This window comes from Streptomyces sp. PU-14G (assembly GCF_041028275.1).
GTDB lineage: Bacteria > Actinomycetota > Actinomycetes > Streptomycetales > Streptomycetaceae > Streptomyces.
In genome coordinates this window covers 1-10999 of the sequence record NZ_JASKYT010000225.1, presented here as the reverse complement: position 1 = coordinate 10999, position 10999 = coordinate 1, and the positions used below count along the sequence as shown (strand labels likewise).

Genomic DNA, 10999 nt, shown 5'->3' with positions numbered 1-10999 from the left:
CCCCGTGCCCCTGCACCCCACCACGGCCGAGGATCTGGCCGGGTCCCCGGCCTCCGGACTGCGGCTCACCTGGATGGGACATTCCAGCGTGCTCGCCGAGATCGACGGTCGACGGGTCCTCTTCGATCCGGTGTGGGGACGGCGGTGCTCCCCGTTCGCGTTCGCCGGGCCCAAGAGGCTCCACCCTGTGCCGCTGCCGATGGCTTCGCTCGGCCGGGTGGACGTGGTCGTCATCTCCCACGATCACTACGATCACCTCGACCTCCCCACGATCCGCGCACTGGCCTCGACCGACACGCTCTTCGCGGTACCGCTCGGCGTGGGAGCGCACCTGGAGCGCTGGGGCGTTGGGGAGAGCCGGATACGGGAGTTGGACTGGACCGAGTCGACGCAGGTGGACGGCCTGCGGCTGACCGCTACTCCGGCGCGGCACTTCTGTGGGCGTGGGCTGCGCAATCGGCAGCACACTCTCTGGGCGTCCTGGGTCGCCGAGGGGCCGTCGGGTCACCGGGTCTACCACAGCGGTGACACCGGGTACTTCCCCGGCTTCCGGGAGATCGGCGCTGAGCATGGTCCTTTCGACGCGACGATGATTCAGGTCGGTGCGTACAGCGAGCACTGGCCCGACATCCACATGACGCCCGCCGAGGGAATCCAGGCGCATCTGGATCTGCAACGCACTCCGTCCGCCGGGGTCGTGCTGCCGATCCACTGGGCGACGTTCAGCCTGGCGCCGCACCCGTGGGAGGAGCCGGGGGAGGGCACCGTCGAGGCGGCTGCGCGAGTGGGCGCGCGGGCCGCTCTGCCGCGTCCGGGAGAGCCGTTCGAGCCGACCGCGGAAGAGGTCCCGTCCGCACCTTGGTGGCGCGCCGCCGCCCGGGGCACGGGCGAGGGGCGCCCCGGCGGCTCCCCGACCGCCGCGGCCCCGCAGCGTAAGGCCGCCTCCGCCTCGGGACCGGACGCCACCGAGGCGGCCCCGACGTCGTAGCGGGGGGCGGCGGAGCCCCCGGGGGAGCAACGGTGGCCGTGCGGTCAGCAGGGCGGCGACGGCTCGGAGAGGCGCGGGCACCGCGGAAGGGACGACCGCATTGGCATGGACCTGTTCATGATCCCTCGCTAATCTGCGCACCGGCATACCCCGGGGCACCCCCGGGCCTTGCTGTTCCACCCCCATGACGTTGGAACAACGAAGGGCCGATCCATGAGACGTTCCAGAACTCGGCGCGCCGTCCTCTCCGCACTGCTGGTCAGCGGCGCGCTCGTGGCGGCGGGAACCCTGCCGTCCTCCGCGGCGGGGGCCGATGCGCCGGCGGCGCAAAAGCCCGCCTCCGACGGCGTACTGTCGGCGATGCAGCGGGACTTCGGCCTCAGCGAGCAGCAGGCCGAGGCGCGGCTGTCCGCGGAGAAGCGCGCAGCCGCCACCGAGAAGAAGGCGCGGCGAGCGGCCGGGCCCGCCTACGCGGGCTCCTGGTTCAACGCCGAGAGCGGGAAGCTGGCCGTCGCCGTGGCCGACAGGGAGAAGACGGCGGCGGTGCGCGCCACCGGCGCGACCGTCGAGCTGGTCGACCGCAGCGCGAAGGAACTCGACGCCGTCAAGAAGCGCATCGACGCGCTCGACGCTCCTGCGGGCGTGAGCAGTTGGCGCGTCGACTGGAAGACCAACCGGGTCGTCGTCGAGGTCCGCGAGGATCGCCGGCGCGACGACGACGTCGAGGACTTCCTCGCACAGGCCCGCCGGGCCGGTCCACTGACGGTGCGCACGACGGAGCACTCCCCCGAGACCTTCGCCGCGGGCACGGTCGGCGGGGACCCCTACTACACGGGCAACGTCCGATGCTCCATCGGCTTCTCGGTGCACGGCGGGTTCGTCACGGCCGGCCACTGCGGGGGTGCGGGGCAGTCGGTGAACGGCTGGGACGGCACCTACATCGGCACCTTCCAGGGCTCCTCCTTCCCCGACAACGACTACGCGTGGGTCAACGTGGGCAGCGGATGGTGGACCGTGCCGGTCGTCCTCGGCTGGGGCACGGTCTCGGACCAACTCGTGCGCGGCTCGGCGGAGGCCCCGGTCGGCGCGTCCATCTGCCGCTCGGGGTCCACGTCCCACTGGCACTGCGGCACCGTGCTCGCGAAGAACGAGACCGTCAACTACAGCCAGGGCGCCGTCCACCAGATGACCAAGACGAGTGCGTGCGCCGAGGGCGGCGACTCGGGCGGTTCGTTCATCAGCGGTGACCAGGCACAGGGCGTCACCTCCGGCGGTTGGGGCGACTGCTCCGGCGGCGGCGAGACGTGGTACCAGCCCATCAACGAGATCCTCGACCGCTACGGCCTGACCCTGCACACCGCCTGATCCGCGCTCCTCCCCCACCGCACGCGCCACGCCCCGCGCCCTCGCGCCCGGAAACCGCAAGGTGCCCGCGCGTCAGGTGCGCGGGGAACTCGTCTCGCCGGCGCGGTGCCGGGCCGGGCAGACACCGGCCCGGCACGGTGCCCGCGGGCCGCCGCCGCGCCTCAGCTCCTCTAGCCTTGCTGCCAGGTGCGTGCTTCGCACGGCGCCGTGACGGCACGCCGCTCCCGGGCCGCGCACCACCGGCCGGCACGAACGAGACGACCTCGGGAGAAGCGTTGTCCCGGAACACGGAGGAAGACGTCACCGACAAGGGCGGCAAGGAGCGGGGGCAGGTCCTCGCGCCCGACTCGTCGGGCGCCCCCGGCCGGCGCGGGCAGTGGTACCGCGCACGCTGGGTCGTTGCGGCACGAGCCCTGACTGCGGTGCTGGCCGTGCTGTGCGTGACGGTCCTGGCGACGGTCAGCACCCTGCGTACCACCCTCTTGGATCGCGGCTACTACCAGCAGGTGCTCGACGACGAGCGGGCCTACGACAGGCTCTACGACGAAGTGCTCGTCGACCCGGAGGCCCAGCCGGTCACCCGCAGCCTGCTGGCGCGTCTCCCGGTGCCCGAGTCGGTGGTGACCGCGAATCTGAAGACGGTCCTGCCGCCCGCGACCGTGCGGGAGCTGACGGACGAGCAGATCGCGGCCGTCACCGCCTATCTGCGGGGCGAGACCGACACCCTGGCCGTCTCGGTCGATCTCACGCCGGTGCTGGCGAATCTGGACAAGCTCGCCGAGCTGTACCTCAGCGGCCTGGTGTCCCAGGCGCAGGGCAGGGAGAAGGCCGACTTCCCGGCAGCCGTCGAGAGCGTCGAGGCGGCGCTCAAGGACGTGGCCGCCGGGCGGCGCCCCGCGGATCTGCCCACCGTCGAGCTGAGCGACCGGGCCGTCGAGAACGTCAGCGATCTTCTGCTCTCGGGCGTTCCGAAGAGCGAGCGGGCGGCGCTGCGACCGCAGGTCGAAGCCGCGCTGGGCGTGGGCGATGTCGCCACGGCGCTGGCCGCTGCGGGGCCGCATCTGGTCGGCGGGCGCGCCGGGGACGGGGCGCAGGAAGGCGAACGGGAGCTGCTGCGCCTCACCGAGGGCGGCCGGTGGAATGTCGTGGACGACCTGGAGAGCACCGGCATGCACGTCGGTGCTCTGCAGTCCGCCCGGGACGTCACCCGCCTGGCGCTGGGGCGGGTATACACGCTCGCCGTCGTCCTCGGTGTCCTGTCCGTCGCCTTCTTGTGGATCACCGGGCCGCGCCGGCGGCTGCGCAGGCTGCGCGCCGTCGGCTGGAGTCTCGCGGCGGGGGGTCTGCTGACAGCGGGCCTCTTCCAGGCCGTCCGGTGGAAGGCGGACGACCTGTGGGGGCAGGCGCCCGGCTCGTGGCCGCCGTCGCTCGCGGCGCTGGTCGAGGATCTGGAGAGCACCGCGCTCGGCACTCTGACCCTCGCGGGCTTCTCCGCCGCTCTTGTCCCGCTTGTGGCGGGATTGTCGATGGCCGCTCTGTCCTCGGTGCGACGGCGTCCCCGGGCCGCGCGGTCGCTGACCGCCCGTGGCCGTACCAAGCTGCTGGCCGGGATGTCCGCGGTGACGACCACCGCGGTGGTTCTGGGCGTCACGTTCGTACCGGCTGCCGCGAGCGGCTCCGAGGAGACCTACTGCAACGGCTCCCGCCAGTCGTGCGAGCTGCGCTACGACCAGGCCGCGTACGTGGCCACCCACAACGCCATGTCGACGACCGCAGACCGCTTCATCAGCCCGCTCCAGGACGGCGACATCACCGCGCAGCTCGACAACGGCGCCCGTGCGCTGCTCGTCGACACCCACACCTGGGAGCGGCCCGACCAGATCGCCGAGCGGCTGAAGCTGTCCGAGTTCGCGCCGGACATGCGCGAGGAGATCACCGGTCTCCTCGACAGGTCCCACCCGTCCAGGCCGGGGTTGTGGCTGTGCCACGCCGTCTGCCGGGGCGGCGCGATCCCGCTCGTGGACACCCTGCGCGACATCGGGTCCTGGCTCGACGCGCACCCGGGTGAGGTCGTCACGCTGATCGTCCAGGACGGCATCACCGGCGAGCAGACGGCGTCCGCGTTCCACGAGGCCGGTCTGGACCGGCTGCTGTTCACCCCTGACGACGATCCGCAGGCGGCCTGGCCGACGTTGGGGCAGATGGTCGAGGACGACAAACGCCTCGTCGTCTTCGCGGAGCACGCCGACGGCCCGGCCGACTGGTACCGCAACTTCTACCGGTACGGCATGGAGACCCCCTACGCCTTCGCTTCCCCCGAGGACATGACCTGCTCACCCCATCGCGGTGGGGAAGGCAAACGGCTCTTCCTCATGAACCACTTCGTCACCAGCGGCGGCGGCAGCCGGATCGACGCGCGGCAGGTCAACGCCGAGGACTTCGTCCTGGACCGCGCCCGGCGTTGCGAGGCCGAGCGCGGTCGCCCGGTGAACTTCGTCGCCGTCGACTTCGCCAACCTCGGTGACGCCGCGGCTGCCGTACACACCCTGAACGCCCGTCGCGCCCCCTGAGGGCGGCCCTGGACCGGTGCTCGCCCCACCTCCCGCCGCCTGCGTGGAGGGTCGCGTCCCCTGGCTCGTTAGAGTTGCTCCTTGTGGTGGAGGTCATTGAGCGGCCGGTGCGACGGCTGACCAGCGCTTTGCCGCAAGCACGGGGGCCGGGTGCGGGCGAGATCTCACCGTCGGTCCGATACGCGAAGTTCCGATACGCGGAACTCCGTCGCGAACTTTTCCGCCGGGGCAGGCATCGAACTCCGTGTACGGCGCGGGAGCCGTCTGCGTCAGGAGGGGGCAGGCTGTCCGCGCCGGGCACAGATGCGCGACGAAACGATCAGGAAGGTACGGCAGTGAGGGACCAACAGGAGCACACCGCGCGGGCGACCGGGCGGGCCGACGAGGCGGGGGCCGCCGGGCGGCGGCTCGCGAGGGGCGGCACGCGCCTCGCGTCGGTCGCCGCGGTGGGTCTTGCCGCCGCCCTCCTGACCGGATGCGGCGGGGAGGGGGCGGACGCGTCAGCTCCGAAGAAGGTCAACGGAGAAGCGGCACCCGCGCCGGGTGACTCGCCCGGGGACAAGTCCGCGAAGAAGAGCGCCTCCCCCTCGAAGTCGTCGCGTTCCGAGGGCGGAAAGTCCGAGCAGGGCAAGGAGTCATCCGACGCGCCGGGGAACGGCGGCTCGGGCTCGTCGGGGGATGAGGGGGGATCGGAGCCCGGGCAGGGGGCGCCCGGCACCGCGCCGTGCAAGACCTCCGGGCTCGCTTTCAGCAGCTCGCACGGCATGGGCGAAGGCACTCTGCTGGTGAACATGCGGAACATCGGCTCGGCCCCCTGCACTCTCCACGGCTTCCCGGGAGTCGATCTGCAGACGCGGGAGGGCTCTCTCAGCGCCAACCGCAACAACGCCCCGGCGCCCTCGGTCAGCGTCAGCCCGGGCGAGGAGACCCGCTTCACCCTCCACTACCCGCCGAACAACACCGGTGGCAGCGGCGTGACCGTCAACAGCCTGGTGGTCACCCCGCCCAACGAGACCGCCTCGGAGTCCGTACCGGCCACCATCAACCTTCCCGTCACCGACGGGACCGGGCCCGGGGTCACTGTCGGCCCCGTCGGCGCCGGCAAGTGACCGCACCGGCCGGCGACGGGCTCGGCGCGATGCGCGGCCCCTCGGACGTGCGCAGGACCGGCCCGCATCGTGCGGGGCCGGTGGCCGTGCCGTGCGCCTGACGGCCCCGGCAGGCGCCCCGCCCGGTCACAGGCGCCTGGAGACCTCTTGAGCGGCCTGGCAGACGGCGGGGGCGAAGCCCGGTAGCTGCTCACGGGTGACGAGAAAGACCAGGGACGAGACGGAGACCGCGCCCATCGGGTAGCCCTCGGGGTCGAGGACGGGGGCGGCGAGTGAGCACACGGCCTCGTCCGCTTCCTCGTATTCGGTGGCGTAGCCCCTCTCGCGTACGAGGCCGAGCTCCGCGCGCAGCCCCTCCCGGTCGGTGAGGGTGTGCGGGGTGCGGGCGGGAAGCCCCGCCCGGTCCAGGAGGCTGTCGGTCTCGGCCTCCGGCAGGTGCGCGAGCAGCACTTTTCCCGCCGCGCTGGCGTGCAGCGGCAGCGGCGTTCCGACTTCGGTGGCGATGCGGTAGGCGTGGCCGGGGTCGACCTTGTGGGTGTACGTGGCGTGGTCGCCGCTGAGGACGGCGAGATGAACGGCCTGCCCGAGCCGCTGCTGCAGTGCGCGCAGTACGGCGTCGATACCGACGGAGTCGTCGGAGAAGACCTGTGCGGCCAGTGCGCGGAGTTGGAAGCCGACGCCGTAGCGCCCTTCGCCGTCGGCGACGACGTATCCCTCCTCCGCCAGGGTCGCGAGGATGCGGTGGGTGCTGGCCTTGGAGACGCCCGCGCACTCGGCGATGTCCTTGAGGCGGTGCGGGAGTTCGGGCCGTGCGACCGCTTGGAGCACGCGGAGCGCCTTGGCGACGGCGTTCCCCGCGGACACCGACTTCTCACGATCCATTGACCCTCCGTACGCCATCTGATTAGTTAGCCAACGATCCGCTGAACGGAACGCCAATCCATTCTACGGAACGCTTGGCGTACTCCGACCACCGCATCGTGCCCTTTTCACCACGCCCGCGAAAGGCGGCCGTGTATGTACGAACTACGCGTCTCCGGCGGCCTGTTGGCCGACCCGGAGCGCGGCACCATCGAGCGGGGGGACCTCGCCGTCCACCACGGGAGGATCGCCCGCGTCGGCGCCCCCGGCTCGCTCGCCGCCCGGGAGACCGTGGACGCCACCGGGCTGCTGGTCTCCCCCGGCCTCATCGACCTGCACACCCACGTCTATCCCCAGCGCACCGCGCTGGGCGTACCGGCCGACTCGGCGGGGGTCGAGCGGGGCGTCACCACCGTCGTCGACGCCGGCAGCTGTGGCAGTGACGACTGGCCGCACTTCCGCGACCACATGATCGCCCCCGCCCGTACCCGCGTACGCGCCTGGCTCAACATCTCCCGGCACGGACTCGTCCGGGGCCACGCCGAGCTGTCCGGGGGCCGCCGCGACCTGGACCCGGCCGCGAGCGACGACCTGCTGCGCACCGAGCCCGACACCGTGCGCGGGCTCAAGATCAGGATGAGCCGTTCCGTCCTCGGCGACAGCGGTCTCGCGCCGCTGCGCGCCGCCAAGGAGCTGGCCGGCGCGCACGCTCTGCCCGTCATGGTGCACGTCGGCAACGAGCCACCCGCTCTGGGCGAGGTCCTGGACCTGCTCGGCGAAGGCGACGTGGTCACCCACGCCTTCCACGGCAAGCCCGGCGGCCTCTTCGGCACCGGCCCCGAGCCACTCCCCCAGGTGTGGGCGGCGCTGGAGCGCGGCGTTCGGCTGGACGTCGGACACGGCAGCTCCAGCTTCGCGTTCCGCACGGCCCGGCGCGCTCTGGCCGCCGGAATCAGGCCCTACACGGCCAGCACGGACCTGCACAACCGCAACGCCACCGGCCCCGTGCACTCGCTCACCGAGACGCTGACCAAACTGCTGGCGCTGGGTATGCCGCTCAGGGAAGTCCTGGCCTGCGCGACGTCGCGGGCGGCCCGGGTGCTCGGGGCCCAGGACGACCTCGGCACGCTGCGCCCCGGCGCGCTCGCCGACCTGAGCCTGCTTCAGCTGTGCGACGGCCCTGTGACGCTCACCGACGCGGACGGCGCACAGCACGAGGGGGAGCGCCGCCTCGTGCCGCGCGGCACCGTCGTCGCGGGACGGCCCCACCTGCTCACCCACCGGGAGGAGACGGTATGAACTCCGCTTCCCGGCGGGCCGCCGAGGTGCTGGCACGCCTGACGGAGAACGTCGCCGAGACCACGCCCGTCAGCGCCGAAGACCGCGCCGGGCTGGAGGAGTTGCTCCCGCTGATCCTGCTGCACGCGCGGGAGGAGCACCTGCGCCTGGACGACGAGAGGCTGCTGGCCCTCGCGGTGCACTCCCTGGCCTTCGTCAGGCGGGTCCGCGACCGCGAAGACCTGCCGAAGCTCGACGACCTCCTCTACGACGAAGTACCCACCTCCCGGCTGACCGCGGCCAGGCGGCTCGTGGACGCCTACTGCGGGCCCCGCTCCTTCGCCGCACCCGACAGCGAGGTCCTGCTGTTCGCGCTGCACTTCGAGGTGGCACACGCGTCCGCTTCCCAGACCCACTGAAGACACCAGGAGACACACATGAGCGTCAAAATCGTGATCGGGCACCGGCTGGGCAAAGGACAGGCCGTCGCCGACGGGGTACGGGCCGCGGGCGCCGAACCCGTGCTGATCCCGGGGCCCGGCGCCGACATGAAGGTCGGGGACGTCATGGCCGCCGAAGGCGCCGCACTCGGCATCTCCTTCTGCGGCAGCGGCGGGGCCGGCGCGGTGACGGCGAAGGCCAAGTACGGCCACGACATCGAGTTCGGGATGCGCACGGCTCAGGCGGGCGTCACCGCCGTCGAGCAGGGCCGCACCGTCCTCGGCTTCGGGTTCCTGGACAGCGAGGAGCTGGGCTACGCGGTCACCGAGGCACTGCTGAAGAAGCTGGGAGAGGCCGCATGAAACACACCCGCCACCTCCTGCGGCTCACCGGCACGGGCCCGACGCGCGACAAGGCGTTCGCCGACGCCATGGCCCGGGTGCGGCAGGCCGCGGGCGAGCGCACGACCGGCGTGTGCTTCCGCGTGGAGCCGGTGGATCTGGAGGTCGTCGAGGCCGTCGAGCACCGCTGGCGGGAGCGCTTCTTGGGCCTGCTGTTCGCCCGCACCAGGTCCCGCTTCTCGCTCACGCTCCGGATAGAGGTGCGGGTCGCGGCACTGGACCTGGACGCCGTCGACTTCACCGTGCGCGAGGAGCGGCTGACCCCGCTCCAGCACGCGCTGCGCATGAGGTGAGACGGCCGTGAACGAGACCCTCACCATTCTGCTGGAGTCCATGGTCATCGGCGCGCTCATCGGCTTCGGCGCTTCCGCCGGGGTGGCCCGCATGTTCCACGCGCCCAAGGTGCAGGGCATGGGCGCGTTCAGGACGCTGGGCGAGCTGAACGCCTGCGAGAACGACCCGGTGGCGCACTTCTCCTTCGGCTTCGGGTTCTTCTTCAACGCCTGGGCCAGCGCGGTCGGCACCGGCGCGCTGACCTCCGACGTGGACCACCGCATCGTGCCGCACTGGGCAGCCGCGCTGTCCATGACCCGCAACCGCAACCTCGCCGAGACGCTGCACAATCCCCGGCGCATGGCCTTCTTCGGCGCGGGCGTCGGCCTCGTCCTGGTCTCGGTGCTCAACACCACCGCGGCCTCGATCCCGCACTCGCTCCAGAAGGTCGCGGCCGAGGTGCTGGGGCCCGCCTCCGAGTGGCTGATCAACCCCGTGATGCCCATCGTGTTCTGGATGGCGGCCGTGGACGCGGGCCGCCGCACCGGCGGCTGGGGCACCGCGCTGGGCGGCCTCGCACACGTCGTGATGGGCAACGCCGTCCCCGGGATCGTGCTCGGCATCGTCGTCGGCAAGGCCCTGGACGACCTGGGGCGCACCAGGGTGACCCGGGTACTGGTGGGCGCCGTCGTGGCCCTCTTCGCGATGAGCGCGCTGCTGCGCGGGGTGGACGTCCAACTGCTCCAGCAGATGGAGGTCGACGTACCGCACTGGCTGAGCCGATTCCACGACGCCACCGGCACCACCCCGACGGACTGAGAGGCAGGAGACAGGCATGGCGCACGCGGAATCCGGCGCGTCACCCAGCGCGGCGACCGCCGCCTCCGGCACGAAGCGCGCCCCCACCACCACCTCGGACGGCACCAAGGCGCCCGGCGAGGGCAGCTTCTGGCTCTCGGAGTGGGCCTTCCCGCTGTTCGTCGCCACCCTGGCGGCGGGCATCTTCGCCGGCACACACCTCTACTACGTCTACCGGACCGGCACCTTCAGCGACGTCGCGGTCACCGCCCTGCTCAAGGGCGGTATGGAAAACGGGAGTTACGGGGCCGCCGCCGCCTTCGGCGCGGGTTTCCTCTTCGCCCGCGTCATCGAGGGCCCGATGGTGGGCATCCTCGACATCGGCGGCTCCCTGCAGACCGGCGTCGGCATCGGTATCCCCGCCATGCTGCTGGCGGGCGGCGTCACCGCGCCGCTGGAACACTTCTGGCTGGCGCTGCCCACCGGCGCGGTGATCGGCTTCGCGATCGGCTGTGTGATCCTGCTGATCCGCCGCGCGACCGTCAACTCGACCGGGAACACCTCCACCTTCGGCGCCGACGTGATGATGGGCGCGGGCAACTCGGCGGGCCGGTACCTGGGCCCCCTGGTCATCATCGCCGCCGCGACCGCCTCCATCCCCGTCGGGCTCGGCTCCACCCTGGGCGCGCTGCTCTTCTACTGGTGGAAGAAGCCGCTGACCGGCGGCGCCATTCTCGGCGCGATGCTCTTCGGCCTGTTCTTCCCCCTCACCGGCAAGTGAACTCCCCCGTCACGACAGCGGAGAAAGGCACCATGACCGACTCCCCCTCCCCCCCCCCCCCCCCCCCCCCCCCCCCCCCCCCCCCCCCCCCCCTGGGCCCCCTGGTCATCATCGCCGCCGCGACCGCCTCCATC

11 protein-coding genes are annotated in these 10999 nt (G+C 72.3%); 10 read left to right on the top strand and 1 reads right to left on the bottom strand.

The window, feature by feature from the left end:
• The 4 genes from AB8Z75_RS23325 to AB8Z75_RS23310 form a co-directional block, all read left to right on the top strand.
• Positions 1-988: MBL fold metallo-hydrolase (locus AB8Z75_RS23325; RefSeq protein ID WP_369205063.1), on the top strand; the 988-nt coding region annotated here is incomplete at its 5' end.
• Positions 989-1201: 213 nt separating this feature from the next.
• A complete protein-coding gene (locus AB8Z75_RS23320) occupies positions 1202-2353 on the top strand; it encodes a S1 family peptidase (protein WP_369205061.1) in 1152 nt (383 codons plus the stop codon).
• Between the two features lie 275 nt (positions 2354-2628).
• Positions 2629-4923, top strand: a complete 2295-nt coding sequence (locus AB8Z75_RS23315) for a hypothetical protein (protein WP_369205059.1) — start codon at positions 2629-2631, stop codon at positions 4921-4923.
• A gap of 335 nt (positions 4924-5258) precedes the next feature.
• The gene (locus tag AB8Z75_RS23310; RefSeq protein WP_369205057.1) at positions 5259-6032 is read left to right on the top strand and encodes a DUF4232 domain-containing protein; all 774 of its coding nucleotides are present in this window, start codon (positions 5259-5261) and stop codon (positions 6030-6032) included.
• 126 nt (positions 6033-6158) lie between these two features.
• On the opposite strand, the gene AB8Z75_RS23305 is transcribed toward AB8Z75_RS23310, so the two are convergent.
• Positions 6159-6914, bottom strand: a complete 756-nt coding sequence (locus AB8Z75_RS23305) for an IclR family transcriptional regulator (RefSeq protein ID WP_369205055.1) — start codon at positions 6912-6914, stop codon at positions 6159-6161.
• Positions 6915-7049: 135 nt separating this feature from the next.
• On the opposite strand from AB8Z75_RS23305, the gene AB8Z75_RS23300 reads away from it, so the two are divergent.
• From AB8Z75_RS23300 to AB8Z75_RS23275, 6 genes are read left to right on the top strand one after another with little or no spacing between them, the layout of a single operon-like run.
• Positions 7050-8192 (top strand): amidohydrolase/deacetylase family metallohydrolase, encoded by a 1143-nt coding sequence (locus AB8Z75_RS23300; RefSeq protein WP_369205053.1) that lies wholly within the window; start codon positions 7050-7052, stop codon positions 8190-8192.
• Positions 8189-8590 (top strand): hypothetical protein, encoded by a 402-nt coding sequence (locus AB8Z75_RS23295; protein WP_369205051.1) that lies wholly within the window; start codon positions 8189-8191, stop codon positions 8588-8590. Before AB8Z75_RS23300 ends, AB8Z75_RS23295 begins: the two co-directional genes overlap by 4 nt.
• An 18-nt stretch (positions 8591-8608) precedes the next feature.
• Positions 8609-8974, top strand: a complete 366-nt coding sequence (locus tag AB8Z75_RS23290) for an SFCGS family glycine-rich protein (RefSeq protein ID WP_369205049.1) — start codon at positions 8609-8611, stop codon at positions 8972-8974.
• A complete protein-coding gene (locus tag AB8Z75_RS23285; RefSeq protein ID WP_369205047.1) occupies positions 8971-9306 on the top strand; it encodes a DUF4312 family protein in 336 nt (111 codons plus the stop codon). Before AB8Z75_RS23290 ends, AB8Z75_RS23285 begins: the two co-directional genes overlap by 4 nt.
• 7 nt (positions 9307-9313) lie before the next feature.
• Positions 9314-10105: a DUF4311 domain-containing protein gene (locus AB8Z75_RS23280; RefSeq protein ID WP_369205045.1), complete on the top strand. Its 792-nt coding sequence runs from the start codon at positions 9314-9316 to the stop codon at positions 10103-10105.
• 16 nt (positions 10106-10121) lie between these two features.
• On the top strand, positions 10122-10865 hold the full coding sequence (locus AB8Z75_RS23275; RefSeq protein WP_369205043.1) for a DUF4310 family protein: 744 nt from the start codon (positions 10122-10124) through the stop codon (positions 10863-10865).
• Positions 10866-10999: the final 134 nt, after the last annotated feature.

Excerpts from the sequence above, each read along its gene's own strand:
- AB8Z75_RS23320 (WP_369205061.1), top strand. The coding sequence starts at position 1,202 with ATGAGACGTTCCAGAACTCGGCGCGCCGTCCTCTCCGCACTGCTGGTC.
- AB8Z75_RS23290 (WP_369205049.1), top strand. The coding sequence starts at position 8,609 with ATGAGCGTCAAAATCGTGATCGGGCACCGGCTGGGCAAAGGACAGGCC.
- AB8Z75_RS23295 (WP_369205051.1), top strand. The coding sequence starts at position 8,189 with ATGAACTCCGCTTCCCGGCGGGCCGCCGAGGTGCTGGCACGCCTGACG.
- AB8Z75_RS23300 (WP_369205053.1), top strand. The coding sequence starts at position 7,050 with ATGTACGAACTACGCGTCTCCGGCGGCCTGTTGGCCGACCCGGAGCGC.
- AB8Z75_RS23275 (WP_369205043.1), top strand. The coding sequence starts at position 10,122 with ATGGCGCACGCGGAATCCGGCGCGTCACCCAGCGCGGCGACCGCCGCC.
- AB8Z75_RS23285 (WP_369205047.1), top strand. The coding sequence starts at position 8,971 with ATGAAACACACCCGCCACCTCCTGCGGCTCACCGGCACGGGCCCGACG.
- AB8Z75_RS23305 (WP_369205055.1), bottom strand. The coding sequence starts at position 6,914 with ATGGATCGTGAGAAGTCGGTGTCCGCGGGGAACGCCGTCGCCAAGGCG.